At 70.7% G+C, this 25740-nt stretch carries 22 protein-coding genes and 1 tRNA gene; 12 read left to right on the plus strand and 11 right to left on the minus strand.

Features of this window, described 5'->3' with window-relative positions; all coding sequences use genetic code 11:
- The first annotated feature begins 18 nt into the window (after positions 1-18).
- Together AC0Z9V_RS05125 and AC0Z9V_RS05130 are read left to right on the plus strand one after the other, a co-directional pair.
- Complete coding sequence (locus AC0Z9V_RS05125; RefSeq protein WP_485140917.1) at positions 19-1311, plus strand: DUF58 domain-containing protein; 1293 nt, start codon at positions 19-21, stop codon at positions 1309-1311.
- Positions 1312-1406: 95 nt separating this feature from the next.
- Complete coding sequence (locus tag AC0Z9V_RS05130) at positions 1407-2075, plus strand: DUF4166 domain-containing protein (RefSeq protein WP_133080945.1); 669 nt, start codon at positions 1407-1409, stop codon at positions 2073-2075.
- Positions 2076-2103: 28 nt separating this feature from the next.
- Here the strand turns inward: AC0Z9V_RS05130 and AC0Z9V_RS05135 are convergent, their stop codons facing one another.
- Genes AC0Z9V_RS05135 through AC0Z9V_RS05150 form a run of 4 tightly spaced genes read right to left on the minus strand, consistent with a single transcriptional unit; the run spans position 2104 to position 5947 of the window.
- On the minus strand, positions 2104-3132 hold the full coding sequence (locus tag AC0Z9V_RS05135; RefSeq protein ID WP_485140918.1) for a uroporphyrinogen decarboxylase/cobalamine-independent methonine synthase family protein: 1029 nt from the start codon (positions 3130-3132) through the stop codon (positions 2104-2106).
- The gene (locus AC0Z9V_RS05140; protein ID WP_133080947.1) at positions 3125-3541 is read right to left on the minus strand and encodes a chorismate mutase; all 417 of its coding nucleotides are present in this window, start codon (positions 3539-3541) and stop codon (positions 3125-3127) included. Before AC0Z9V_RS05140 ends, AC0Z9V_RS05135 begins: the two co-directional genes overlap by 8 nt.
- A gap of 43 nt (positions 3542-3584) precedes the next feature.
- Entirely contained in the window at positions 3585-4724 is a 1140-nt protein-coding gene (gene mnmA, locus AC0Z9V_RS05145) for a tRNA 2-thiouridine(34) synthase MnmA (protein ID WP_485140919.1), read from the minus strand.
- Complete coding sequence (locus tag AC0Z9V_RS05150) at positions 4721-5947, minus strand: cysteine desulfurase family protein (RefSeq protein WP_459267025.1); 1227 nt, start codon at positions 5945-5947, stop codon at positions 4721-4723. The genes mnmA and AC0Z9V_RS05150 overlap by 4 nt, the downstream gene beginning before the upstream one ends.
- A 103-nt stretch (positions 5948-6050) precedes the next feature.
- Between AC0Z9V_RS05150 and folP the strand changes: the two genes are divergently transcribed.
- From folP to AC0Z9V_RS05185, 7 genes are all read left to right on the plus strand, one after another.
- Entirely contained in the window at positions 6051-6995 is a 945-nt protein-coding gene (gene folP, locus AC0Z9V_RS05155; protein WP_485140920.1) for a dihydropteroate synthase, read from the plus strand.
- Positions 6992-7735, plus strand: a complete 744-nt coding sequence (locus tag AC0Z9V_RS05160) for a pyrimidine reductase family protein (RefSeq protein ID WP_485140921.1) — start codon at positions 6992-6994, stop codon at positions 7733-7735. The genes folP and AC0Z9V_RS05160 overlap by 4 nt, the downstream gene beginning before the upstream one ends.
- A 287-nt stretch (positions 7736-8022) precedes the next feature.
- Positions 8023-8976 carry a J domain-containing protein gene (locus tag AC0Z9V_RS05165; RefSeq protein ID WP_208740175.1) on the plus strand — a complete coding sequence of 318 codons (954 nt, stop codon included), beginning with the start codon at positions 8023-8025 and terminating at the stop codon, positions 8974-8976.
- A gap of 9 nt (positions 8977-8985) precedes the next feature.
- A complete protein-coding gene (locus tag AC0Z9V_RS05170) occupies positions 8986-9453 on the plus strand; it encodes a tRNA (cytidine(34)-2'-O)-methyltransferase (RefSeq protein ID WP_208740176.1) in 468 nt (155 codons plus the stop codon).
- Positions 9454-9472: 19 nt separating this feature from the next.
- On the plus strand, positions 9473-10288 hold the full coding sequence (locus AC0Z9V_RS05175; protein ID WP_485140922.1) for a class I SAM-dependent methyltransferase: 816 nt from the start codon (positions 9473-9475) through the stop codon (positions 10286-10288).
- A 175-nt stretch (positions 10289-10463) separates the two neighbouring features.
- The gene (gene sigK / locus AC0Z9V_RS05180) at positions 10464-11081 is read left to right on the plus strand and encodes an ECF RNA polymerase sigma factor SigK (protein WP_133080954.1); all 618 of its coding nucleotides are present in this window, start codon (positions 10464-10466) and stop codon (positions 11079-11081) included.
- Positions 11082-11097: 16 nt separating this feature from the next.
- Positions 11098-11970, plus strand: coding sequence for an anti-sigma factor (locus AC0Z9V_RS05185; protein ID WP_208739966.1), 873 nt, complete (start codon positions 11098-11100; stop codon positions 11968-11970).
- Between the two features lie 60 nt (positions 11971-12030).
- Here AC0Z9V_RS05185 and AC0Z9V_RS05190 read toward each other — a convergent pair whose 3' ends face one another.
- The 4 genes from AC0Z9V_RS05190 to AC0Z9V_RS05205 form a co-directional block, all read right to left on the minus strand.
- Entirely contained in the window at positions 12031-12783 is a 753-nt protein-coding gene (locus tag AC0Z9V_RS05190; RefSeq protein ID WP_244186015.1) for a PIG-L deacetylase family protein, read from the minus strand.
- A 2-nt stretch (positions 12784-12785) separates the two neighbouring features.
- A complete protein-coding gene (locus AC0Z9V_RS05195; RefSeq protein WP_133080956.1) occupies positions 12786-13733 on the minus strand; it encodes an electron transfer flavoprotein subunit alpha/FixB family protein in 948 nt (315 codons plus the stop codon).
- A 38-nt stretch (positions 13734-13771) separates the two neighbouring features.
- A complete protein-coding gene (locus AC0Z9V_RS05200; protein WP_208739968.1) occupies positions 13772-14599 on the minus strand; it encodes an electron transfer flavoprotein subunit beta/FixA family protein in 828 nt (275 codons plus the stop codon).
- A 161-nt stretch (positions 14600-14760) separates the two neighbouring features.
- Complete coding sequence (locus AC0Z9V_RS05205) at positions 14761-16248, minus strand: S1C family serine protease (protein WP_485140923.1); 1488 nt, start codon at positions 16246-16248, stop codon at positions 14761-14763.
- A gap of 317 nt (positions 16249-16565) precedes the next feature.
- Here AC0Z9V_RS05205 and AC0Z9V_RS05210 point away from each other — a divergent pair, with 317 nt between their 5' ends.
- The 3 genes from AC0Z9V_RS05210 to AC0Z9V_RS05220 all read left to right on the plus strand — a co-directional run bounded on the left by AC0Z9V_RS05210 (position 16566) and on the right by AC0Z9V_RS05220 (position 21034).
- Positions 16566-18677 carry a TPM domain-containing protein gene (locus AC0Z9V_RS05210; protein ID WP_485140924.1) on the plus strand — a complete coding sequence of 704 codons (2112 nt, stop codon included), beginning with the start codon at positions 16566-16568 and terminating at the stop codon, positions 18675-18677.
- 64 nt (positions 18678-18741) lie between these two features.
- Entirely contained in the window at positions 18742-19536 is a 795-nt protein-coding gene (locus tag AC0Z9V_RS05215; RefSeq protein WP_133080959.1) for a PspA/IM30 family protein, read from the plus strand.
- 106 nt (positions 19537-19642) lie between these two features.
- Entirely contained in the window at positions 19643-21034 is a 1392-nt protein-coding gene (locus tag AC0Z9V_RS05220; protein ID WP_485140925.1) for a cryptochrome/photolyase family protein, read from the plus strand.
- Between the two features lie 151 nt (positions 21035-21185).
- On the opposite strand, the gene AC0Z9V_RS05225 is transcribed toward AC0Z9V_RS05220, so the two are convergent.
- The 3 genes from AC0Z9V_RS05225 to AC0Z9V_RS05235 form a co-directional block, all read right to left on the minus strand.
- Positions 21186-21259, minus strand: a tRNA-Met gene (locus AC0Z9V_RS05225).
- Between the two features lie 67 nt (positions 21260-21326).
- Positions 21327-24368, minus strand: coding sequence for a UPF0182 family membrane protein (locus AC0Z9V_RS05230; protein ID WP_485140926.1), 3042 nt, complete (start codon positions 24366-24368; stop codon positions 21327-21329).
- 214 nt (positions 24369-24582) lie between these two features.
- Positions 24583-25677, minus strand: coding sequence for a YlbL family protein (locus AC0Z9V_RS05235; RefSeq protein ID WP_485140927.1), 1095 nt, complete (start codon positions 25675-25677; stop codon positions 24583-24585).
- Between the last annotated feature and the right edge of the window lie 63 nt (positions 25678-25740).

Genomic DNA, 25740 nt, shown 5'->3' on the forward strand with positions numbered 1-25740 from the left:
ACCCGAGAGGAGCTCGCCGTGGTCATCACCGGCCGTTTCGTCCTGCTGGCGCTGCTCGGCGTCGTGCCCGTGATCCTGTATCCGGGCACGACGTCGATCCTGCTGTGGGCCGCCCTCCTCGCCGCGGTCGGGTCACTCGACCTGGCCCTCGCGGCCTCGCCGCGCCGGGTGGGGATCACCCGGGTGCTGCCGGACAGCGTCCGTCTCGGCGAGGAGTGCCGGAGCGCCCTGGTGGTGCGCAACGACACCGGCCGACCGCTGCGCGGCACCGTCCGCGAGGCGTGGCAGCCGTCGGCCGGTGCCGTCGACCCGGAGCAGTCCGCGGCCGTACCGCCGGGCGAAGCGCGGCGCCTGGCCGTCACACTGCGTCCGGCCCGGCGCGGGATCCTCCGCGTGGAGACGGTCACCATCCGCAGCGCCGGTCCGCTCGGGGTCGCGGCCCGGCAGGTCACGATCCCGGCCCCCGGCGTCCTCCGGGTCCTCCCGCCCTTCCATTCCAAGCGTCACCTGCCGTCCAAGCTCCGCCGGCTGCGTGAACTCGACGGCCAGTCGGCGGTGCAGATCCGCGGCGCCGGTACGGAGTTCGACTCCCTGCGCGACTACGTCCGGGGCGACGACGTCCGGTCCATCGACTGGCGGGCCACGGCCCGCCGGCGCGACACCGTGGTGCGGACGTGGCGACCGGAGCGCGACCGGCGCGTCGTCGTCGTGCTCGACACCTCGCGCACGTCCGCTGCGCGGATCGTGGACGAACCACGCCTGGACACCGGTATCGAAGCGGCACTGCTGCTGTCCGTCCTCGCGGAGCGGGGCGGCGACAAGGTGCACTTCCTGGCGTTCGACCGCAGGGTCCGCGCACGCGTCGACTCGACGGCGAAGGGGAACCTCCTGGGCTCCCTGGTGACGGCCATGGCGCCGCTGGAGGCGGAGCTCATCGAGGCGGACTGGTCGCGGGTGCCCGCCCAGGTGCGTGCGGCCTCACCGCACCGCTCCCTCGTGGTGCTGCTGACGTCCCTGGACTCCGGCGCCGTCGAGGAGGGGCTGCTGACCGCACTGCCGGGACTCACCGGACGTCACGTCGTCGTCGTGGCCTCGGTGCGCGACCCGAGGCTCGAGGAGATGGGTGCGGACCGCTCGACGGCCGCGGCCACCTACCGGGCGGCTGCGGCCGAACGCGCGCTCCTGGATCGCGCGGCCGTGGCGGACCAGATCCGGCTGCTCGGTGCGGAGGTGGTCGACGCGGTTCCCGCGGAGCTTCCGCCGCTGCTCGCCGACACGTACATCAGGCTCAAGGCAGCCGGGCGTCTCTGAGCGGGGGCGCCTCGAGCGACCCGGTTCACCCGGACCGCCATGCAACCGGTGTTCCCCGTGGTTGACTGGGTGCCCGAGCAAAGGAAGTGGGCGGCATGACCTCGATCTACCAGGAGGCGATGGGCAGCGACTTCGGCCGCCTGCAGCCGGAGCTGCGCGACTACTTCGGCCTCTCCACGGAGAGCGGCCTGTCGGGCCACGGGCGCGGGGTGTTCGATGTCGCCGGCTGCCCGGCCTGGTTCGCGCGCCCGGCGTTCCGGCTCACCGCGCTCGAGAACGCGTTCTTCCCCGAGTACGCCGGCGACGTACCGTTCACGATCCGGAACTACCCCCACGTCGACCCGTTCGGGCGCCCGGCCCTCACCGCGCGGCGTGAACTCGACTTCGGCACCACGTTGCGGATCTTCGAGGACACCACGTCCCTGCAGGACGGCATCCTGACCGACTACGTGGGCCGGCACCGACGGATGGCCACGCTGCTGGCCTGCAGCGCCACCGACGAGGGGCATATCCGCATGGTGTCGTCACGGACCCGCGTCTTCGCGGGCGTGCGCCTCCCGCTGCCCGATGCCCTCGGGGCGCTCGCCTACGTGGAGCAGTGGTGGGACGACGCGGCGGGCTCGTTCCGCATCAAGACCCGCGTCGTGCACCGCCAGCTCGGGACCCTGCTCGTGTACGCCGGGCGGTTCGACTACGTCGTGGAGGAGTTCGACGGCGTGCTGCCCGTCGAGGCCCGGCCCGCGCGCTGGGAGCAGCGCGTCTGACGGCGTCCGGGAGGGTCGGCAGGGCGGATCAGCCCTCCGCCCGCACCTGCTCCAGCGCGTCGGCGACCTGCGCCATCCGGGTGACGGCCCGGACGGCGTCGGCGGGTGCCCGGCGGGACAGCCCCGGGAGTGTGGTCACCGTCAGCGCCGAGAGTGCCGTGACGGGCAGCCCGACCCGCCGCCAGGGGCCCAGCACGGACTCCACGAGGGTGCGGACCTGGAGGAGGTCCGCCGCGGGATCGAGGACCCCGAGCCACAGCTCCCGGCCGGATTCGATGTCCTCCGCGAGCGCTTCCCAGTGGCGATCGGGTATCCCCCGACCCTCCAGGCACAGCGCCGCCGTGCCGGCACGCGCCGCGTCGAGGACGACGTCGCCGCCGCCGCCGGGGGCCAGCACGGTGCCGCGGGCTCCGGCGGCGATCGCCGACGCCGTCACGGAGTCCCACGCCTCGGTCGCCTCGCGCCGGTCGACCGCGCGAAGCGTCCGATAGCCGCTCGCCGTGGGCACGCGTCCGGCCAGGACGGCTCCGGCATCCGGCTCGTCGAGCTGGAGCACCAGCTCTGCTCCCCGCGCCACCGAGGTGACGCGGCGGACCAGGTCCGCGGCGCCCGCGGCGAGAGACTCGTAGAGCTCGCGGCGCGCGCCGGCGTCGACGAGGACCCGCTCACCGTTGTGCAGGTGCACCCCCGCGGCGAGTGACAGCGGACCCTGCAGGTGCAGCTTCAGGCGGGGCGCGGGGCGTTCCTCCGCGCCGGCGATGTCGCCGAGGGCATTGATGTCGGAGGACAGGGACGATTTCGCCCGGCGCTGGTCGCGGCCCGGCCGCTGGACGAGCCGCCAGCCGTGCGGCTGCAGGTCGAAGGGAAGCTCGACGAGCATGCCGAGGGTCCGCCCGACGGCGTCGCTGCCGGGCCCGCGACCGGGCAGGGACGGCAGGAGGGGGAGGTTCGCACCGCCGAGCTCACCGCGGGCGGCGCGGTTCGCCTCGAGGGGATCGGTCCCCGGCCAGTCACCGGCAGCCGTGGCGCCGACGGGCCGCCGGTCGGCGTCAGTCATGGACGCCGTGCTCCCCTGCGGCACCGGTCGAGGACGTGTCGGCCGCGGGGCCGGTGGAGGGCTTGCGGTTCTCGGAGATGGCCTGGTGGTGCCGGATCACCTCGGAGATGATGAAGTTCAGGAACTTCTCGGCGAACGCCGGGTCCAGCTGCGCCTCCTCCGCGAGCATGCGGAGCCGGGCGATCTGCGCCGCCTCACGCTGCGGATCACCGGCGGGGAGGTCGTGTTCGGCCTTGAGGTGACCCACCCGCTGCGTCGCCTTGAAGCGTTCGGCCAGCAGGTAGACGAGGGTGGCGTCGATGTTGTCGATCGAGCTCCTCACCGAGAGCAGTTCGGCCATGACCTCGGGGGCCACGTCTCCTGCGAGTGAACTGGCTGCCGGGTCGAAGCCGCTGCGTGGGTGCGTCATGACTCCAGTCAAGCAGAAGCCGTGGGGCGTCCGGAAACCGCGACTAGCCCTGCACGCCCGCCGGTTCGGGGCGGAGCGCGGAGCGCGCCGAGTCGATGGTCGCCTGCCCGAGGACGCGCGTGCCCTGGTACAGCACGACCGTCTGGCCCGGTGCCACGCCGCGCATGGGCTCGACCAGCCGGACCACGAGCTGCGGCGCGCCGTCGGCTGATCCGACGGAGGCGCGCGCCGCCACCGGGTCTCCGTGCGCCCGGACCTGCGCCATGCAGTCGAACTCCTCGCCGGTGAGCACCTCGTCGATGGGCAGGCCTGCCCAGGACACCTTGATCCCCCGCATCTCGTCGATGGCGAGCAGGTGCTCCGGTCCGACGACGACCTCGTTCTGCTTGGGCCGGATCTCGAGCACGAAGCGGGGCTTGCCGTCCGCCGCGGGGGTGCCCAGCTTGAGGCCGCGCCGCTGGCCGACGGTGAAGGCGTTCGCACCGGGGTGGCTGCCGATCTTCTCCCCGTCGACGTCGAGGATGTCGCCCTCCGTCAGGTCGATGCGCTCCTCGAGCCAGCCGCGGGTGTCCCCGTCGGGGATGAAGCAGATGTCGTGGCTGTCGGGCTTGTTCGCGACGGAGAGACCGCGCCGCTCGGCCTCCGCGCGGACCTCAGCCTTCGACGGTGTCTCGGCCAGCGGGAACATGGAGTGCCGGAGCTGCTCGTGGGTCAGGACGCCGAGCACGTACGACTGGTCCTTCGCCCAGTCGGCCGCCCGGTGCAGTTCCGGATTGCCGTCGGCGTCCTCGACGACCTTGGCGTAGTGGCCGGTGCAGACGGCGTCGAAACCGAGCGCGAGGGCCTTCTCGAGCAGGGCCGCGAACTTGATGCGTTCGTTGCAGCGCATGCAGGGGTTGGGCGTGCGTCCCGCCGCGTACTCGGCCACGAAGTCGTCGACGACGTCCGCCTTGAAGCGCTCGGAGAAGTCCCAGACGTAGTACGGGATGCCGAGGATGTCGCAGGCGCGCCACGCGTCCCGCGAATCCTCGATGGTGCAGCAGCCGCGGCTGCCCGTCCGGAGCGTGCCGGGCATGCGCGAGAGCGCGAGGTGCACCCCGACGACGTCGTGCCCTGCCTCCACCGCGCGCGCCGCCGCCACTGCGGAGTCGACGCCGCCACTCATCGCTGCCAGTACCCTCATGAGAAAAAACCCGTTCCTGCTGTTCGGATGGATGATGCGTGTCCTGCCATGCCTGCGGCGCGCGCCCGTGCGTAGGCACCACCGATGGCGGCCACCACGGCGTCAACGTCGTCGGCGGTGGATGTATGCCCCAGGCTGAAGCGCTGGGCGCCCCGGGCCTCGTCCTCGCTCAGCCCCATGGCGAGCAGGACGTGGGACGGCCGCGGCACACCCGCCGTGCACGCCGAGCCGGTGGACGACTCGATACCCGCGAGGTCGAGGAGGAACAGGAGCGAATCCCCCTCGCAGCCGGGAAAGGTGAAGTGCACGTTGCCGGGCAGCCGTGTCCCCTCGGGTGCCGGGTGGTCCACGCCGCGGAGCACGGCCTGCGGCACCTCCCGGCGGATGCCGTCGATCAGGCGGTCCCGCAGCGCAGCCAACCGGGGGCCCTCGTCACCCAGGTGCGCGACGGCGTCGTCGGCCGCCGCGGCGAACGCCGCGATCCCCGCGCCGTCGAGCGTGCCGGACCGGATGTCCCGTTCCTGCCCTCCGCCGTGCTGTACCGGCGTGAGGGTGACGGCGCGCCCCACGAGAAGGGCGCCGACGCCCACGGGGCCGCCGATCTTGTGCGCGCTCACGGCCATGGTGGCGAGTCCCGAGTCCGCGAAGGAGACCGGGACGGACCCGAACGCCTGGACGGCGTCGCTGTGGACGGGCACGCCGTAGCGCGCGGCCTCCGCCGCGACGGCGTGGACCGGCTGGACGGTGCCGACCTCGTTGTTGGCCCACATGACGGTGACGAGCGCCGTCCGTTCCGGCGCCTCGGCCAGGGCTGCCCGCAGCGCCTCGAGGGAGACGACGCCGGTCCCGTCCACGGGAAGCCACACCACCTCGGCGCCCTCGTGGCGTTCGAGCCACTCGACGGTGTCCTGCACGGCGTGGTGCTCGACGGTGCTGCAGAGGATCCGGTTGCGTTCCGGGGCGGCGGCCCGCCGGGCCCAGTAGAGTCCCTTGATCGCGAGGTTGTCGGCCTCGGTCCCGCCGGAGGTGAAGACGACCTCGGACGCGTGTGCACCCGCGGCCGCTGCGATGGTCTCCCGTGCGTCCTCCACCGACCGCCGGGCACGCCGGCCCGAGCCATGGAGGGAGGAAGGATTACCGCTCCGGCTGAGTTCGCGGGTGAGGGCGGCGAGCGCCGGCGCCGAGATGGGCGTGGTCGCCGCGTGGTCGACATACACGGGCACATACCGATTCTACGGGCGCCACGCCGTACCGCCGATTCCGGTGGTCCGCGTCACGCACCGGACCACGAGCCGGGCACGCGGCCCGCGGTGGTAGAACTGCAGGGTGGACAGTCGAGCAGCGCCTCCGTCATCCTCCGGGACCTACCGTCCGGCGTTCCGCCACGCGGTGCGTGACTTCGGTCCCCGCACGCTGGACTTCGACCGCCAGGTCGCGCTCATGGCCGTCATCAACAGGACGCCGGATTCGTTCTACGACGGCGGGACGACCTTCGCGCTCCAGGCCGCCGTCGATGCGTCCCTGCAGGCGGTCGCCGACGGCGCGGACTGGGTGGACATCGGCGGAGCGCCCTTCGCGCCCGGCGACCCGATCCCGGCGTCGGAGGAGGCGGACCGCATCGTCCCCGTCATCAGCGCCGTGCGCGCGGCATCCGACGTCATCATCTCCGCCGACACCTTCCTGCCCGAGGTGGCCCGCCAGGCGCTGGCCGCAGGAGCCAGCGTCGTGAACGACACCACGGGGCTGCGGGACCCCGACATGGCGGCCGTGGTGGCCGAGGCCGGCGCCCACCTGGTCATCACGCACAGCCTGGCCGAGCCCCGCTCGGTGTACCCGCGGCCCACCTACGGCGACGTGGTCCGCGAGGTCGCGGACTTCCTCCTCCGGAAGGTGGACGACGCCGTGCGGCTCGGCATCCCCGAGGACCGGATCCTGCTGGACCCGGGCCACGACCTCAACAAGAACACACTGCACTCGCTCGAGATCACGCGCCGCTTCGCGGAGATCGCGGGCCTGGGCTTCCCCGCCCTGGCGGCGGTGTCCAACAAGGACTTCATCGGCGAGACCCTCGACAGGCCGAAGCGTGACCGCGTGGAGGGCTCGCTCGCGGCCGCCGTGATCTGTATCCTCGGCGGGGCCCGCGTCGTCCGCATGCACAACGTCCCCGCGTCCCGCGCCGCCGTGGACCTCACCGAGGCGGTCCTGGGGTGGCGGGAACCCGCCTACCTCCGGCACAACATGGGCGACGTCAACGAACCGGCGGCGCCGTGATCACCTCCCTCCTCCCGCCGTCGCCCGACGAGGTCGACGACGCCGCGCTGTACCGGGTCTACGCGTATCCCGCGATCGACCGGCCCTATGTCCGGTTCAACTTCGTCGCGGCCGCCGACGGTGCCGCGACGAGCGGCGGCCTCTCCGCAGCCCTGGGGAACGACGGCGACCAGCGGATCTTCACGGTCCTGCGACGACTCGCCGACGTGGTGCTGGTGGGGGCCGGCACCGTCCGGGCTGAGGGTTACGAGGGCGACCTCGTGGACGGGGACGCGCGGGCGTGGCGGGCGGCGCGCGGCCTCGCGGGTCACCCCGCCATCGCCGTCATCTCGGGGAGCCTCGACCTCGATCCGTCCAGTGGCTTCTTCCGCAACGCCCCGGTGCGCCCGCTCGTCCTCACCAGCAGGGACGCCCCGGCCGGTAGGCGGGCAGCACTCGGGGACGTCGCCGACGTCGTCGACTGCGGCTCCGACACGGTGGAGGCCCGGTCCGTCCTCGCCGAACTCGGCCGCCGCGGCCTGGGGAAGGTGCTGTGCGAGGGCGGCCCCGCCGTGCTGGGCGGCTTCACCCGCGCGGACGCCGTCGACGAGCTGTGCCTCTCCATCAGTCCGCTGCTCGCCGGCGGCGACGGACCCCGGATCTCCGCCGGGGACAGCCCCGACGGAGCCGTCGCGCTCGTGCTCTCCTCTCTGCTCACCGAGGACTCGGCGCTCTACACGCTGTACCGGCGCGCGTCCTGAGTCGCACCCCGGCCCGTCCGGAGCGCGGGTCCAGGCATCCCGGCATCCCGGGATCGGGACCGGGCGGGCCGGGGTGCCGCAGGACCGAACTGTTCGCCTGCGTCCCGCGTTGGACCCGTCAGATACCTGCGGTGCCGGCGCGTACCCGATCGGAAAGGAGCGGCGTCCTGCTGCTTTGGCCCGGAACCGCCGGTGCCTCTAGTCTCGGAGTACCGGGGCGTCTCCCGCACCACGCGCCGCCGGGAGTACCCACGCAACGGATCGGAACGCCCGGAAAGGCCGGAGGAATGGCAGAGCCCCCACGGAAGTCGTACTACGACATCCTCGGCGTGCCTCCCGAAGCCGGGACCAAGGAGATCAAGGACGCCTACCGTCGCGCGGCGCGCGCGGTGCACCCCGATCTCGGGGGAACAGCCTCCCAGTTCCATGACGTCGCCGTCGCCTACGAGACGCTGAGCGACCCCCAGCGCCGGGAACGCTACGACTCCGACACCGGACGCGGTCGCCCCGCCCCCGCACCCCCTGCGGCCTCGACCCGCAACGCGACGGCGGGCCCGCAGGGAGCCACCCGGACGAGGGTCGAGGACGTGGACGCCGCGAGGTCCGCGCCCGTCTACGTGCCGCCGTTCTCCCCGTCGGCGCCTCCCGTCGTCCCCCTGCTCCTCGCGGGCCGGCAGGCCTCCGGCGTCCCCCGGCAGCCGGGGATGTTCGCCCGCCTGTCGTCCGGCGCCCGGGCCAGGCTGGAGGGAGAGCTGCGGACCGCCGCCCTGCTCGAGCGCACACTGCTGCCCACCTACCCGGCGGCGCGCCTCGTCAACGGGGTGCAGTTCGAGGACAGGGCCAGGACGACGGCGGGCCATGTGCTGCTCGCCGGCTACCGGATGGCCGTTCTCGACTCCTTCACCGCCTCGCCGGGCAATTTCGCGTGGGACGGACGGTCGCTGCGCCACCAGGGCCGCCCGGTCGAACTCCAGCTGCCGGCGACCGTGCGGGCCGTGCAGGAGCTGTTCCCGGACTTCCACGTCGCGGGGTGGGTCGTGGTCCACGGAGCACCCGACAATCCGTTCGCGCCGGTCATCGACGTCCCGCCGGGATTCGACCGGTCCTCGCCCGCCGTCGTGCAGGTGGTGAACGCCGGCACCACGGTACGCACCGTCCGGTCCTTCCTGGCGTCGGGCCCCACACCGAACGTGGTGCAGCTGCCCGCGCTCGCGCGCCTGCTCGCCGGAGCCGGAAGCTAGGATGGAACGGTGTTCCGCATCCTCTTCCACACGCCCGAGATCCCCGGCAACACCGGGGCCGCCATCCGCCTCGCAGCGGTCGCCGGGGCAGAACTGCACCTCGTGGAACCGCTGGGCTTCAGCCTCGAGGACTCCAAGCTGAAGCGGGCCGGGCTGGACTACCACGACCTGACGGTGCTGCACGTCCATGCGAGCCTCGACGACGCCTGGCGCGCGCTGCAGCCCCGGCGGGTCTTCGCCTACACCTCCGACGGGGACGTCTCCTACACGGACATCACCTACGAACCCACCGACGTCCTGATGTTCGGCCGGGAATCGGACGGCCTGCCGGACGAGGTGAAGCACGACCCCCGTGTGACCGCACGCGTCCGCGTACCCATGCTGCCCTCACGACGATCGCTCAACCTCGCCAACACCGCATCCATCGTCCTCTACGAAGCCTGGCGTCAACAGGACTTCGCAGGTGCCCAGCGATGATCCACGCCTAGGAGCCCCCATGCCCGCTCGCCATGCCGCAATACTGCCCGACGGCGGAGCGGAGGACTACGACCGCCTCGCTCCGGCCGTGTGGAACCCGGTGAGCAACGCCGTCGTCGCCGCTGCCGACATCCTGGTGGGTGAGCGGGTGCTCGACGTGTTCGCCGGGACCGGTACCGGGACCGTTCCTGCCGCACAGCTCGCAGGGCCGGACGGCCACGTCGACGCCGTCGACCGCTCGTCGGCGATGCTCGACCTGGCGGAAGCGAAGACCGAGGCCCTCGGGTTGGGGAACGTGTCCTTCCACCGGCGCGACCCGGCCGCCTGGACACCCGAGGCCCCGTACGACGCGGTGCTCAGCTGCTACGGGGTCTTCCTCCTGGACGACATGGACGCCGGCATGGATTCGATCGTCCGCCTCCTGCGACCGGGTGGCCGGGTCGCGATGAGTGCGTGGGACGACGGAGCCCTCGAGCCGTTCGGTGAACTCCTCCTGGACACGATCCGCACCACGTCCGGCGGTGCGTCCGCCCCGTCGGCCAGTCCCGTCTTCGTCGAGAACTGCAGGAAGCTGGCGTCCCGCGAGCGCCTCGAGGAATGGCTCCGCGCCCGGGGCCTCACGGACGTCAGGGTCGAGAAGCTGGACCTGACGGTGCCCCTGGAACCCGAGTACGCGTGGTCCCTCGCGCTCGGCAGCGGCTACCGCGGACTGCTGCCGGACGACTCCGACTCCCTCCAGCGGATCCGGGAGGAGTTCGTGGGACGCCTCGGCGCCGACTTCGTCCTGAACGCCGACTCGCTCATCGCCGTCGGCTCGTACGCACCCGAAGACTAGCGCCGCGAACCATCCGGGACCCTCCCTGCTCCGAAGAAAAGATGACAGAGGAAAACTACGGAACGGGTAGGGCGGTGGGATGGTGCTTTTGCAGCAGGGACGACGACGCGCCCCACAGCACGATCTCGCGGGCGCTGTTCGGATTGGCACGACCAGCGCTTTATGCTGGAGCCCTATGGAAACGCCACGAGCAAGCCGGGTCAGCCCACGTGCTACAGCAGCAGACGAGGTGGCCGTCGATCCCGGCACCGGCCCGACCCTGACCGACCTGCTGTTGCGGGTCGCGCGGCAGGACCGCACGGCCTTCGCCCTGTTCTACGAACAGACGTCGAAGCGCGTGTACGGCCTGGCACGGCGGGTGCTCGTCGATGCGGACCTGAGCGAGGACGCCACCCAGGAGGTCTACCTCCAGGTTTGGAACACCGCCGACCGTTTCAATCCGGAGCTGGGCAGCCCGATGGCCTGGCTCATGACCCTCACGCACCGCCGTGCGGTGGACAAGGTACGTTCCGAGCAGAGTGCCACGGACCGGGAGGCCCGCTACGGCGCGGCCACCCAGACCATCGACCACGACGACGTCGTCGACACGGTCACGCAGCGGCTCGAGGCGGAGAGCGTGGTCCGGTGTCTGGACACGCTCACCGAGACGCAGCAGGAATCGGTGAGGATGGCCTACTACGGCGGGCTCACCTACCGCGAGGTGGCCGAGAAGCTCGGGGTCGCAGTGCCGACCATCAAGTCGAGAATCCGTGACGGATTGCTCCGACTCAAGACATGTTTGGGGGTGGCCTGAGATGCAGGACAGGGATATGAACAGACAATTCGCCGATGACCTCGCCACCGATCTGGCCCGCGGGCACCTCCTCGAGTGGGCCGAGCTGTACGCGCTGGATGCCATCAGCTCCGACGAACGCCGGATCATCGAGGCGTTCCTGGAGGGGACGGACCCCGCGACCAGCGCGACGTTCGCCGATCGCGTCCGTACCTGCCGGGAGACGGTGACCTCCGTCTACGCAGCGGGCGAGGTGGAACCGCCGGCGGATCTGTTCGAACGGATCGTCGCACAGCTCCCGGGAGCCGGGCAGTCCGGCGACGGATCAGCGGCCCCGACCGGTTCGCTCCCCCGACCGGGCCTGGCGGCCGTTCCGGGTCCCGGGGCCGAGGGGGTCCAGCAGGCGGAGCACGGCGCAGGCCAGGACGACCTCGCACGGCGTCGCGCCGCCAAGGCGTCGATGTCCTCCCGGGCCGGACGCTGGGTGGTCGCTGCGGCTGCAGCCGTGGTCATCGCCGTCGGTGGCGTCACGATCGCCCAGAACCTGGAGCAGACCACGGTCGAGCAGCAGGTGATGCAGGCGTCCGACGTCCGGACGGAGCAACTGACGCTGGCCGCCGGCGGCGTGGCCGACCTCGCGGTGTCCGGGGAGGAGAACGCGGCTGTCGTGACCCTCAGCGGTGTCCCGGCGCCGGCTGCAGGATTCGTCTACCAGATGTGGCGCATCCCCTCCGACGGGACGGCTCCGGTGTCGGTGGGAACCATGTCCGGTGAGGATGTCGCGGGAACCAAGGTCACCGAGCTCTCGGACATCGGCGGATTCAGCGCGATCGCCATCACCGTCGAACCCGAGGGCGGCTCGGCGACGCCGACGCTGCCGATCGTCGCGGAGATCCCGCTCGGAGCGTGATCCACCGACGCAGCAGGAGGGCCCCCGCCGATCGTCGCCGGGGGCCCTCCTGCTGCGGGACTAGAACCCGGCGATCGTCTCGTCGGTGTTGATACCCACGACGTGGAAGGACTCGGCGCTGCGCCCCTCCGGGAGGCCCCCGCGCCGGGCGTTCTCCCGGAGGATGTCGCGCACCCTTGCCTGCATCCGCTCCACGTCCGGGTGCTGGCTCCGGTGCGCCGTGATCGCGGCGACCTTGACGTCCTCCGAGCCGGTCACATCGACGAAACGGTTCTCGAGGTGCGCCGGTCCCCCGTAGAACCACAGCCACGGCACGCGGAAACTCCTGATTCCGGCCGCCTCGAGCTCGGGGTAGGCGAACGGGTTCTCCACGGCCGGGTAGACGGCCCTCGTGACGGCCTCACCGCAGGCGAGGTGATCCGGGTGGCTCTTCTGGATCCGGTCCCAGCTCCGCTCGGGATGCATCGACAGCACGATGTCGGGACGTACCTCGCGCATCCTCCGGACGATCGCGCGGATCACGGTGTCCGTGGGTTCGAGGTATCCGTCGGGTTGCCCCAGGAACGTGACATCGGTGACGCCGACGATCTCCGCCGCTGCGGTCTGCTCCTCACGGCGCCGGCCCGCGATGCCGGGACGGTCCTCCGCTGAGAAGCCGCCGGCGTCTCCGTCCGTGAGGATGCAGTAGCTGACGGACGACCCGGCGGCCGTCCAGCCCGCGATCGTCGCGGACGCCCCGAAGTCGATGTCGTCGGGGTGTGCCGCGAAGACCAGCACCCGCTCCGGAGCTGCCGGGTCACCGTTCCGGGTCACCGCTACAGGCCGCGCTTCCGGATCTCGTCGGTGGCCTGCGGCAGCACCGTGAAGAGGTCACCGACGATACCGAAATCTGCGATCTCGAAGACGGGCGAGTCGGCGTCCTTGTTGATCGCGACGATCACCTTGGAGGTCTGCATCCCTGCCTTCTGCTGGATGGCGCCGGAGATCCCCGCCGAGATGTAGAGCTGGGGCGAGACGGTCTTGCCGGTCTGCCCGATCTGGGCGGAATGCTCGATCCAGCCGGCGTCGGTCGCCGCACGCGAGGCACCGACCGCACCGCCCAGGGCATCCGCGAGCTCTTCGAGCGGGCCGAAGTTCCCGTTCACTCCGCGCCCGCCGGCAACGATGACGCGTGCTTCGCTGAGGTCGGGCCTGCCGCTGACCGGCTTGTCCACGCGCCCGGTGACCCGCGCCGCGGCCAGCGGCAGCTCCACGGGGATCGGTACCTCGCGGGGCGACGACGGCGGGCCGGCCTCGACGGCCTCGAAGCTGTTCGGCTTGACCGTCAGGATCGACACATCCGTGGTCACCCGGCACTCCACCGTGTAGGACCCCGCGAAGTCCGACTTCGTGGCCGTGAGGTCACTGTCCAGTGCGACGACGTCGGTGATGACACCGGCCTCGAGCCGCACACCGAGCCGGGCGGCGATCTCCTTGGACTCGTAGGCGTTGCCCAGCAGCACGACCCCGGCACCGGAGGCACGCACGGCTGCCGCCAGGAATGCCGCCTTTCCCGCGACCAGCACCTCGGAGACGGCGGCGGTCTCGGGCCGGTAGTACTCCCGCACCCCATAGGAGCCCACGCCGTCGAGGTAGGCCGGCCCGGCCTCGTCCGCGAGGGCGACCACCACCTCACCGAGCGAGGCCCCCAGGGACAGGAGTTCGCGCTCGCTCTTGGCGAGGCTCGCTCCGGGGTGGTCGAGGAACACGAGGACGGTGGTCATGGGGATCTCCTGGACGGATCGGTCGTGCGGTCGGCGGACTAGAGGAGTTTCTGTCCCGCGAGGAAGTCGACGAGCCGGATGCCGGCATCGCCCTCGTCGGTGATGACGGTTCCCTGGCTGCGTGGCGGCCGTGGGGCAGCCGCCTCGACCTTCGTCCAGGACCCGGCGAAGCCCACCTCGTCCGGCTGCAGGCCGACGTCCGTGAGGGACAGGACCTGGATCTGCTTCTTCTTCGCCGCCATGATGCCCTTGAAGTTCGGGTAGCGGGGCTCGTTGATCTGGTCCGTCACGGACACGAGTGCCGGAAGGGGTGCCTCGATGGTCTCGGCGAACGTGTCGTTGTCGCGGCGGGCGGTGAGGCTCCAGCCGCCATCCTCGCGTGCCAGGTCGAGCGAGGCCGCGAAGGTCACCTGGGGCAGGGTGAGTCGCTCCGCGAGTTGCGCCGGCACCAGCGAGGTCTCCCCGTCGGTGGACGCCATGCCCGTCAGGACGAGGTCGAACGGGCCGAGGTGGCGCAGGAGCGCTGCCAGGGCCTTCGAGGTCGCCGAGGCGTCGGAGCCCGTGAGCGCCTCGTCCGTGAGGTGGACGCCGTCGTCGGCGCCGATCTGGAGGGATTTCTTGACCGCGTTCACCGCGGCGGCGGGCCCCATGGTGATGGCCGTGACCCGGTGGCCGCCGGTCGCGCCGCCGTTCGCCTCGACGAGCTGGAGCGCAGCTTCGAGAGCGTACTCGTCCAGTTCGGAGAGGATGCTCTCGGTCCGTACCGTGGTCAGGTCGTCCCCGCTGATGTGGCGGTCGAACTGAGCGTCGGGAACATGCTTCACCAGGACCGCGATGCGCAGTCCGCCTGCTGTGGCCTCGTCCATTGATGACCTTCCTCGTCCGGGGATCTTCCCATCGACTAGCTAACCATAGCGGGGTGACGCTTCCGGGCCCGGCGCTGCCTGCCATTTGCTGTGGACGCCCGGAAGGCGGCCCCGACACGGGACCGCCTTCCGGGTTGTCACCTGCTGCTTGTGGCTGGTCCCTACTGCGTCGGTACCTGCGCCAGGGTGATCTCCACGGTGCGGGTGTCCCCGTCCCGGATGACCTCCACCGGTACCTGCTGGCCGACCGTCTGGATCCGCACGGCCGCCGTCAGCGACTGTGGATCGCTGATCGGGAAGTTACCCACCTTCGTGATGACGTCTCCGACCTGCAGGGAGGCTTCCTCCGCGGGCGACCCGGGCTCGACGGACTCGACGAGCGCACCGGATGAGAAGGTCGAGGTGGTCTGGGACCCGTCACCGGCCGACGGCGTGACGCTGACGCCCAGGAAGCCGTGCGTGGCCTCGCCGTCCGCGATGATCTCGTCGGCGATGCGCTCGGCGTAGTTGATCGGGATCGAGAAGCCCACACCGATGTTCCCGGTCGACTCGCCGGAACCGGCCGACGCGATCGCGACGTTCACGCCGATGATCTTCCCGTCCCCGTCCACGAGCGCACCGCCCGAGTTGCCCTGGTTGATGGCGGCGTCGGTCTGGATGACATTGAGGTAGATGGAGCCCTGGGACTGGGTCTGCTGCTCACCGGACCCACCGGGCGGCAGGAAGTTGAAACCCTCGCCGTCCTCGGACTCGGAGCTGTCCGGGGTCTCCTCCGGCACGGCCGAGGACGCCACGCTGATGGTGCGGTTGAGGGTGGAGACGATGCCGTCGGTGACGGTGCCGCTCAATCCGAGGGGAGCCCCGATGGCGATCGCGGTGTCTCCGACGTTCAGTTCGTCGGAGTTGCCGAGCGTGGCAGCCGTGAGGTCCGGGGCGTCGATCTTGATGACCGCGAGGTCGCTGAGGGGATCGGTCCCGACCACGGTCGCCGCGAAGACGCGGCCGTCGTTCAGCTTGACCTCCACCGTCGGGTCGGACACCTGTCCGCCGAGGGTCACCACGTGGGTGTTGGTGAGGATGTGCCCGTCCGTGTCGAGGATGATGCCCGAGCCCGAGCCACTGGCGCCGCCACCACTGACGGCGATCGTGACGACGCTCGGAGACGCCGTCACGGCCGCTCCGGTGATGGTGTTGACGTCGTCGGTGTTGTTCACCACGATCGACTCCGGCACGGACTGCGCGGTACCCGTGCGGCCGTCGTCGTCCAGTGCGTTGAAGCCGGCCGTCGCGACGCCACCGCCGATCAGCCCGGCGACGAGGGCCCCTGCGGCGAAGGTGGCGAGACCCACCCGCCTGCGGTCCTTCACCACGGTCCGTCCGCCGTGGTTCGCTCCTCCCGGACCGAAACCCCGGCCCTGCTCGCCGTAGAAGGGCTGGTGCCCGGCATAGGCGGGGTGGGAGACCGACGGATCGTGCGCGGGTCCGTGGTGCTGCCGATCGGACTGCCGGCCGTCCTGGTCCGCCGGCCGGCCGTCCCGCTGATCGGCCGACTGCCGGTTGTCCCGGCCCGTCCCCCACGACGGCGGGTTCTGGGGCTGCGGAGGGAGCGGGCGTTCGGCGTCGCCCTGGAAGCCTGGCTGCTCGTTCATGGGAGGTCCTTTCGTTGCTGTTGACCACATCATGGCAACCTTCGCTGAGCCTCAAGCATGCATTCGCTGTGCGGTTTCTGAGAAGTTGCTGGAGCTGGGACGGTCGCCCCGGACGGCAGGTCCGGGCGTTCCCAGTATCCTCCGCCCTTCCCCCGTCCGATCCGGAGCCCCTTTCGCTAGGGGCATAGATGTGGTGGTGGACGCTCCCGGACCCCAACCATAGAATCGGGAGGACAGGGAGCCTCCGGCGTCCGCCGACCCCAGTCCTGGGACCGGTCGGGTCCGGGGGACATGCTGAAGGGTCGGAAATGCGAATGATGAGCAGGCGCACCCGCGTCTCTGCTGTCCTGGGCGCCGTCGTGGCGATTCCGTTGTTGTCGAGCACCGCGGCTCTGGCCGACGAACCGGTCACCTTCCCCTCCGGTGACTACGTCACCGACACCGCGGGGGTCCTCACTCCCGAGGAGGAGAGCCGGCTCGAGGCCGCGATCGAGGACCTGCGCTCGCAGGAGGGATTCACCGTACGGGTCGCCTACGTCGACACGTTCGAGAATCCGGCCGGAGCCGAGCAGTGGGCGTCCGCCACCGCCGGCCTCAACGCGTCGAGCGCCGACGAGGCGGTCCTCGCCGTCGGCGTGGAGCAGGGCGAGGCGGGGTACGCGCCGGGCAACCGATCGGAGATCGGCGGACAGGGCCAGGCGCTCTACGACGAGTACATCCAGCCCGAACTGCGCGCCGGCAACTTCGCCGAGGCCGGCCTCGCCGCCGTCGAGGGCACGGAGGACGCCCTGACGGGGACCGGCAACGGCGGAGCGGGAGGGACCACGACCGCCGGAACCACGACCGGCGGCAGCGCCCTCGGTGGACTGGCCCTCGTCGGCGGACTCGTCGCCGTCGCGGGCGCGGGAGGGTACCTGCTGCTCAAGAACCGCGGCGGTGGCAGTGCTCAGCGCAAACGCGAGGAATACGGCTACGGGCCCGTGCCCTCCGCCGAGGGCGAGGTGGTCGACCCGCTCGCCTCGTCGAGCGTCGAGGACCTGCGCAAGCGCGCCGGCAGCCTGCTCGTGGCGGCCGACGACGCCATCAAGTCCAGCGAGCAGGAACTGGGCTTCGCCGAAGCCCAGTACGGCAGCGAGGCCATCACCACGTTCTCGCAGGACATCGCCGCCGCCAAGCAGCACATGGGTGAATCGTTCAAGCTGCAGCAGCAGCTCGACGACCACATCCCGGACACGGAGCAGCAGCAGCGCCAGTGGCTCGGGGAGATCATCCGCCGCTGCGAGGACGTGAATGCCTCGCTGCAGGCGCACAAGGAGGACTTCGACGCCCTGCGTGAGCTCGAGCGCAACGCCCCCGAGGCGCTCCGCAGGGCGCAGTCCGCCGCGGCGGATGCGGGCCGCCGGTTCGAGGCGGCCGAGCAGTCCCTCCGGTCACTGCAGGGCCGCTACCTCGAGACGGCGACCTCCCAGGTCGCCGACAACATCGAGCAGGCTCGGGAGCGCCTCTCCTTCGTCGAGAGCGCCGCCTCCGAAGCGCAGTCGCGCATGGCCGCCGGTGACACCGGACGGACCGTCGTCGCGGTGCGTGCCGCCGAGGAGGCGGTCCACCAGAGCACCGTCCTCCTCGATGCCATCGACAAGCGGGCCGACGAATTGGCCGGGGCCGAGCGCGAGCTCGAACGTGCGCTCCCGGAGGCGGAGCAGGACCTCGCGCAGGCGGCGGCGATGGACCGCGCCGGCCAGTACCGCGACCTCGCCGGTCCCGTCGCCGCCCTCCAGGCCGCCGTCACGACCGTCCGGCAGGAGCGCCAGAACGCGCGCAGCAATCCGCTCGCCCTGCTGCAGCGCCTCGAAGCCGCGCACGCCCAGCTCGATGCCGCCCTCGGCGGCGTCCGCGACCAGGCCGAGAACTCCCGTCGCGCCCAGGACTCGCTGCAGCACGCGATCATCGCCGCGCAGTCGAGCATCTCGGGCACGGCCGACTACATCCGGGCGCGGCGCGGCGGCGTCGGCAGTGAGGCACGTACGCGTCTCGCCGAGGCGGAACGCAACCTCGACCACGCCGTCGACCTCCAGCGGTCCGATCCCGTGACCGCGCTCTCCCACGCCCAGCAGGCAGCTCTGCTCGCCGACCACGCCGCGCAGCTCGCGGAACAGGACGTCGAGGGCTTCGGCCGCGGTGGGATGGGGATGGGCGGCATGTACGGGAGACGGGGCGGCGACGGCATGGGCGGCGCCCTGCTCGGCGGCATCCTGCTCGGGTCCATCCTCAACGGCGGTGGCTTCGGCGGTGGGTTCGGTGGCGGTTACGGCGACGGCGGTGGCGGCTTCGGCGGCGACGGCGGGAGCTTCGGCGGTGGCGGCTTCGGCGGCTTCGACGGGGGTGGAGGCGGTTTCGGCGACTTCGGAGGTGGCGGCGGCGACTTCTAGGCCGCTCCGACAGCCTCCCGCAGCAGACTCAGGGACTATTTCCGAAGAATCGAAAGGAAAATCAATGGTAAAGCAGTCAATTTTCGGCAGGATCGCCCAGCTCACCCGAGCCAACATCAATGCCCTGATCGACCAGGCCGAGGATCCGCAGAAGATGCTCGACCAGATGGTCCGCGACTTCACCAACAGCATCGCCGAGGCCGAGAGCGCCGTCGCGCAGACCATCGGCAACCTGCGGATGATGCAGGACGACTACAACGAGGACGTCGAGAACGCTCGCAGCTGGGGCAACAAGGCCCTCGCGGCGTCCCGCAAGGCGGACGAGTACCGCACGTCCGGCGACACGGCCGACGCACAGAAGTTCGACAACCTGGCGAAGGTGGCCATCCAGCGCCAGATGGCGGCGGAGAACGAGGCGAAGGGTGCCGAGCCGACCATCGCGTCACAGACGGAGATCGTCGACAAGCTCAAGGACGGCCTCAACCAGATGAAGGGCAAGCTCGGCGAGCTCACGGCCAAGCGGGACCAGCTGATCGCCCGCGCCCGCACGGCCCAGGCGCAGCAGCAGGTGCACGACGCCGTCAAGAGCATCGACTTCATGGACCCGACGAGCGAGGTGGGCCGTTTCGAGGAGAAGATCCGGCGCGAGGAGGCGAAGGTCCGCGGACAGCAGGAGCTCGCGTCGTCGAGCCTGGACGCGCAGTTCGAGAGCCTCGAGGACCTCGGGGAGCAGACCGAGATCGAGGCACGCCTCGCTGCCCTGAAGTCCGGTTCCGGCTCGCAGTCCGCGATCGGACAGGGCGCGGGAACCGCCACGGACGCCAAGACACCGTCCACGACGGGCGAGATCACCTACTGATCGGGCCCGAACCCGGTCGGCACGCCAGGGGAACCGCAGCCATCGGCTGCGGTTCCCCTGCTGGTGCAGGAGCCCGCGTGTCGGTGCACGCGGGTAGATTGAGCAGATGGCTGTGACACTGGTGTGGTTCCGTGACGACCTGCGCGTCTCCGATAATCCGGCGCTTGCAGCCGCTGCCGAGAGCGGGGACGACGTCGTCGCCTGTTACGTGCTCGACGAGGACACCGAGGGCATCCGTCCGCTGGGCGGTGCCTCCAGATGGTGGCTCCACCACTCGCTCGCGGCACTGACCGCGTCCCTCGCGGAACTCGGTGTGCCGCTCGTCCTGCGGCGCGGCCCGGCGGGAGAGGTCCTGCCACGACTGGTGGACGAGTGCTCCGCCCGTGCCGTCGTGTGGAACCGCCGCTACGGCCTGGTCGAGCGCACCACGGACGCGACCCTGAAGGCCGCCTTCGCCGACGACGGCCTCGAGGTGACGAGCTTCCAGGCGAACCTGATGTTCGAGCCCTGGGAGGTCACGTCGGGCTCCGGCGAGGCCTACAAGGTCTTCACGCCCTTCTGGCGGGCCTGCCTGTCCTTCCGCCCTCCCCGCAGGCCGCTGCCCGCGCCGGCCCGCCTGCACGGCCCCGCGCCGGCGTCGGACGACCTCGGCGCCTGGGGGCTGCTTCCCACGTCACCGGACTGGGCCGAGGGCCTCCGCCGCACCTGGACGCCGGGAGAGGCCGGCGCGCACGCCCGGCTCGACGACTTCCTCGACGGCGCCGCCTCCGGGTACAAGGACAACCGCGACCGCCCGGGGGTGCAGGGCACCAGCATGCTGTCGCCGCACCTGCGGTTCGGCGAGATCAGCCCCTTCGAGGTCTGGCACGCGGCCCAGGACCATCAGCACAGTTCGACGGCCGAGGACATCCGCGTCTTCGGTTCCGAGCTCGGCTGGCGCGAGTTCAGCTGGCAGCTCCTGTACTTCAATCCCGAGCTCGCCACCGTGAACTACCGGCCCGAGTTCAACGCCTTCGCCTGGGAGAGCTCCACGAGGTCGGAGCTGGAAGCCTGGCAGCGTGGACGGACCGGCTACCCGCTGGTCGATGCCGGCATGCGCCAGATGTGGGAGATCGGCTGGATGCACAACCGCGTCCGCATGGCGACGGCGTCCTTCCTCATCAAGAACCTCCTGATCGACTGGCGTGTGGGCGAGAAGTGGTTCTGGGACTGCCTCGTCGATGCGGACGCGGCGAGCAATGCAGCGAGCTGGCAGTGGGTGGCAGGATCCGGAGCCGATGCCAGCCCCTACTTCCGCATCTTCAACCCCGTCCTGCAGAGCAGGAAGTTCGATCCCGACGGACAGTACCTCGTGCGGTTCGTGCCGGAACTGGCGGACGCGGACAACATCCACGAGCCGTGGAAGGGGAAGGCCCCGGGCTATCCCGATCCCGTCGTCGACCTCAAGGAGAGTCGCCAGCGGGCCCTGAGCGCCTACAAGGCCCTGTCGGAGGGCTGACCGGCCTGAGTTACTCCCCCGACCCTGGTACCGCCTCCGACAGCGGCGCCGGCGGCGTGGGAGGTGTGTATCGGACCGGACGTCGGCGGGGACCTGCGGCGGGACAAACGAAAAGTCCGGCCCACCGAATGGTGGACCGGACTTCTCTTCGTTGCGGGGACAGGATTTGAACCTGTGACCTCTGGGTTATGAGCCCAGCGAGCTACCGAACTGCTCCACCCCGCGGCGTGTAACTAACGTTACCGGCCGCGGGGCCAAGAGGCAAATCGAGCAGCTGCCCGGCCTCCGAGGACTACTCCCCGGTGGTCCCCGAGACACGCTCCTCGGCGTCCAGCGCCCGCTGCAGCGCGTCCTGCAGGCGGTCCTGCGCTTCGCCGTAGGCTGCGAAGTCACCGTCCGCGAGAGCTTCGTTGCCGTCCTGGATCGCCGTGTTGGCGTCGTCGAGCGCGGTCCGGAGGTCGGCCCCGGGGTCACCCGTGGCACCGCCGGGGGTTCCGCCCTCGGACGGGGTCGGCGTGGGCGTCGGCGTGGCGCCCTCGCCCTCACCCTCCACCGGAGGCGTCGCGGGATCCTCCGGAGTCTCGCCCACGTTCTCCTGGTCGCCCGTCGTCGCTCCCGACTCGCCGCCGAACACCTGGTCCAGTGCCTCGGCGAGGGTCGGCGCGAAGCCGACGTTGTCACCGAAGCTCACGAGGACCCGACGAAGGACGGGGAAGGACGAGCTGCCCGAGGACTGCACGTAGACCGGCTGGACGTAGGCGATCCCGCCGCCGATGGGCAGGGTCAGCAGGTTGCCGTTGATGACCTCGGACGCACCCTGGCGCAGCAGGTTGAGCTCCTGCGAGACGGTGGTGTCCGAGTTGAACAGGTTCTGCGCCTGGCCGGGGCCGACCACGGAGTCACGGCCCGAGCTGTCCAGCAGGGTCAGTCGGCCGTAGTTCTCGCTCTTGACGCCGTCCTCGCCCGTCCCTGCGTCGCCGTTCGCCGCGAGGAAGCCGTAGAGCACGTTCCTCGGGGTCTGGCCGGCGGGCACGAAGGGGATGTACGGCGTGGTCAGCGAGAACGCGGCCTCCTCCTGGTTGGGCATCTGCAGCGTCAGGTAGAACGGCGGCTGGCGGTCCGTCGCCGCCGTCGTCGCCGCGCCGTCGGCGCTCTCCCCCGGATCGGCCGGTACGTTCCACGCCTCGCTGTTGTTGTAGAACTCGTCCGTCGAGGTGACGTGGTAGCGGGCGAGCAGCTCGCGCTGCACCTTGAAGAGGTCCTCCGGGTAGCGGACGTGCGCCATCAGGTCGGCCGACATCTCGCTGAAGGGCTGCAGCGAGGACGGGTAGACGTTCTGCCACGACTTCAGGACCGGATCCTGGTCGTCCCAGGCGTACAGGCTGACCGAGCCGTCGTAGGCGTCGACCGTGGCCTTGACCGCGTTGCGGATGTAGTTGACCTGTTCCGCGGGCAGTGCGGTGGCCAGGCCCTCCGCCGTCTGCGAATCCTGTGTCGCCGATTCCAGTTCCTGCTGCGTCGAGTACGGGAAGTTGGCGCTGGTGGTGTAGCCGTCGATGATCCACTTCACGCGCCCGTCGACGATCGCCGGGTAGCTGTTGCCGTCGAGCGTCAGGTACGGAGCGACCTTGCGGACGCGCTCCACGGGATCACGGTCGTAGAGGATCTGGGACTCGCTGTTGACCTGGTTGGACAGCAGGAGGTCGGTGGACTGGAACTTCAGCGCGTACACGAGGCGGTTGAAGGCGTTGCCCACATTCGGCCCGCCCTCGCCGCTGAAGGTGGTACGCGATTCGTCGTCGGAGTTCTCGTTCTGCGGGCGGTCGATCTCGGCCGGCGCCTGCCCCTCGGGTGCGCCCACGACGGAGTACTCGGGAGAGTCCTCGCCGAAGTAGATGCGCGGCTCGTAGGTGGACTCGTCACCGAGCACACCCGTGGAGGGGATGCCGGACTGCAGGAAGGACGGGCGGCCATCGGGCTGCACGGTCGAACCGGCGGCGGCCACCACGCCGTAGCCGTGGGTGTAGAAGACGTGCTCGTTGACCCAGCCCGCGGGGACACCGTTGGTGTCGAGCTCACGGACCGCGATGACGGTGTCCTGCACCTCACCGTCGATCTCGTACCGGTCGACGTTGAGCGTCTCCGGGAACTGGTAGTACTGGCGGAACTGCTGCAGCTGGCTGAACGCGTCGGAGACGAGGTTCGGATCGAGCAGGCGGATGTTCGCCGTCGTCTCGCCGTCGTCGCCCAGGGCTCCCGCCTGCGGGACGTCCTCGGGGTTGTAGGCCTCGACCTCGACCGCGTCCAGTCCGTACGCCTCGCGCGTCATGTCGATGTTCCTGTCGATGTACTCGCCCTCGAGGCTGAGCTCGGACGGGCGCACCTGGAATCGCTGGACGACGGAGGGATAGACCCCGCCCGCGAGGAGGGCGGTGATGATGAGCATCGCGGTGCCGATCAGCGGCAGGCGCCAGCGGCCGATGAACGCGGAGGCGACGAAGAGGACCGCCACGATGATGGCGGCGACGGCGAGGATGGCCTTGGTGGGGATGACCGCATTCACGTCGGTGTAGAGCGCACCGGCCCAGGTGCCCTGGTTGAGCAGCGTGTCGTAGCGGTCCAGCCAGTAGTTGACGCCCTGGAGCACGAGGAAGAGCGCCGCGACGACGGCGATCTGGATCCGGGCCGCCTTCGTGGTGAAGAGGCCCTTCTCCTCGAGCCGGATGCCGCCGTAGAGGTAGTGCGTGAGGACGGTCGCGATCGCACTGATGATCACGACGCTGATCAGGAAGCCGGTCACGAAGCTCAGGAACGGCAGCGTGAACATGTAGAACGCGTAGTCCATGCCGAACTCCGGATCGGACTTGCCGAACGGCTCCTGATTGACGAAGAGGAGCACCTCCTGCCACTGGGAGGACGCGGCCGTGCCGGCGAACGCACCGAGGACCACGGGGATACCGAGCATCAGCAGGCGGCGGATCGGCTCGAGCTGCGCCTGGTAGCGGTTCAGGTTGTCCTGGATGGCACTGTCGGGGGCGTAGATCGGCCGGCTCCTGAACGCGATGCGCAGGCTGAAGAAGACCGCGCCCGCCATCACGAGGAACGCGACGAGGAACAGGACGATCCGCGACAGGTTCTCGGTGACGAACACCTCGAGGAACCCGAGCTGCTGGTACCAGAGCACGTCCGCGTAGACCTGGGACAGATAGACAAAGGCGATGACGATCACCGCCACGACGATGATCGTCGGGATCAGCGGGCTGCGGCGCCGGCTTCTTGCTGCACTTGCTGGGCTCGGCCTACTGCCGAACGGACGGTCTGGTCCGGATGTCACATCTACCTCATCGTTAGCTGCTGCGGGTCACGATGACCGGTCTTCCGCTCCGCTCCCCAGCCCGGACACGGGCAGAAGACAGCGTGCAGTCACGCCCTTCGTGGTTTCATTCTGCCCTGTTCACGTCTGGCCCGACCAATTAGGTTCCCGTCGTCTGCGCACCCGCCCGGGATCGTTCCTGAACTGTGTCCTCCGGACACGTCGGCGCCTCCGCTCAGCAGGAGGGCAGCCCGGCCGGGTCCCCGCCCGCTCCCAGGGCCTCGACGGCATCCACGGCGTCCTCGAGCGTCCCGACCTTCACGACCGTCAGGCCGTCGGGGATGTTGCCGGTCACCTCGTCGCAATTGGCTGCGGGCGCGAGGAAGAACTCGGCGCCGCCGGACCGTGCTCCCACGAGCTTCTGTGCAATCCCGCCGATCGGCCCCACGGCTCCGGTGGAGTCGATCGTGCCCGTTCCCGCGAAGTGCCGCCCGCCGGTGAGGTCCCCCTCGGTCAGGGTGTCGATGATGCCGAGTGCGAACATCGTCCCGGCGGAGGGCCCTCCCACATTGTCGAGCTGGATCGTGACGTCGAAGGGGAAGTCGAAGGTCGAGGCGAGGAGGATGCCCAGCTGGAAGTCGCCCTCCGGCGATTCCTTCGGCGTCACGGAGAGATCGAGCGGCGCGCCGTCCCGGAGGATGGACAGGGCGACCGGCGCCCCTCCGGCCTCGCGCAGGGCCGCGCGCAGCGTCCCGATGTTCCCGATCGCCTCGCCGTCGATGGCCCGCAGGACATCCCCCTCGCGCAGGAGCCCCTCCGACGCGGAGCCGGTGGCGAGTCCGGCGACCGACAGCTCTTCCGTGAAGTCGATGCCCTCGTGGGACAGTGCGGCGGCGATCGCGGATTCCTGGGAGGAGGTCATGGCGACGGCGTTCTGCTCCTCCACCTGGGAGGACGTGGTCCCCTCCGGGTACACGAGCTGTTCGGGCACCACGGTCTCATGGGGATCGGCCCAGGCCCGGAAGGTCTGGAGGACGTTCACCGGTCCGTTCGGCCCTCCGCTGACGAACACGGTGGTGAGGTCGAGTTCGCCCTCGGGCGGATAGCTCTCGGTGCCCTCCACCTGGATGAGCGGCTGTCCGTCGACCTCGCCGATCGTATTGAAGGTCGGCCCGGGCGACTCGATGACATAGGGCGAGGGCAGCAGGACCGCGGCCGTGCACAGGACGAGGGCCAGCCCCCCCGAGACCGCCATCGCACGGAAACGGGGGTCCCTCGGCCTCGTGGGCTCCTCCGGGCTGAACGTTTCGACGTGGACGGGCTGCGTCACGGTGCTTCTTCCTGTAGGGCGCGTTGCGCGGGCAGCGCGGTGGGGCGATCCGCACGACACCGG

It is taken from the genome of Arthrobacter sp. UYP4, from assembly GCF_057291175.1.

Bases quoted from the DNA above. Each gene is read 5' to 3' on its own strand.
- AC0Z9V_RS05130 (WP_133080945.1), top strand. From the start codon at position 1,407: ATGACCTCGATCTACCAGGAGGCGATGGGCAGCGACTTCGGCCGCCTG.
- AC0Z9V_RS05135 (WP_485140918.1), bottom strand. From the start codon at position 3,132: ATGACTGACGCCGACCGGCGGCCCGTCGGCGCCACGGCTGCCGGTGAC.
- AC0Z9V_RS05140 (WP_133080947.1), bottom strand. From the start codon at position 3,541: ATGACGCACCCACGCAGCGGCTTCGACCCGGCAGCCAGTTCACTCGCA.
- mnmA (WP_485140919.1), bottom strand. From the start codon at position 4,724: ATGAGGGTACTGGCAGCGATGAGTGGCGGCGTCGACTCCGCAGTGGCG.
- AC0Z9V_RS05165 (WP_208740175.1), top strand. From the start codon at position 8,023: ATGGCAGAGCCCCCACGGAAGTCGTACTACGACATCCTCGGCGTGCCT.
- AC0Z9V_RS05175 (WP_485140922.1), top strand. From the start codon at position 9,473: ATGCCCGCTCGCCATGCCGCAATACTGCCCGACGGCGGAGCGGAGGAC.
- sigK (WP_133080954.1), top strand. From the start codon at position 10,464: ATGGAAACGCCACGAGCAAGCCGGGTCAGCCCACGTGCTACAGCAGCA.
- AC0Z9V_RS05185 (WP_208739966.1), top strand. From the start codon at position 11,098: ATGAACAGACAATTCGCCGATGACCTCGCCACCGATCTGGCCCGCGGG.
- AC0Z9V_RS05195 (WP_133080956.1), bottom strand. From the start codon at position 13,733: ATGACCACCGTCCTCGTGTTCCTCGACCACCCCGGAGCGAGCCTCGCC.
- AC0Z9V_RS05200 (WP_208739968.1), bottom strand. From the start codon at position 14,599: ATGGACGAGGCCACAGCAGGCGGACTGCGCATCGCGGTCCTGGTGAAG.
- AC0Z9V_RS05205 (WP_485140923.1), bottom strand. From the start codon at position 16,248: ATGAACGAGCAGCCAGGCTTCCAGGGCGACGCCGAACGCCCGCTCCCT.
- AC0Z9V_RS05210 (WP_485140924.1), top strand. From the start codon at position 16,566: ATGAGCAGGCGCACCCGCGTCTCTGCTGTCCTGGGCGCCGTCGTGGCG.
- AC0Z9V_RS05215 (WP_133080959.1), top strand. From the start codon at position 18,742: ATGGTAAAGCAGTCAATTTTCGGCAGGATCGCCCAGCTCACCCGAGCC.
- AC0Z9V_RS05220 (WP_485140925.1), top strand. From the start codon at position 19,643: ATGGCTGTGACACTGGTGTGGTTCCGTGACGACCTGCGCGTCTCCGAT.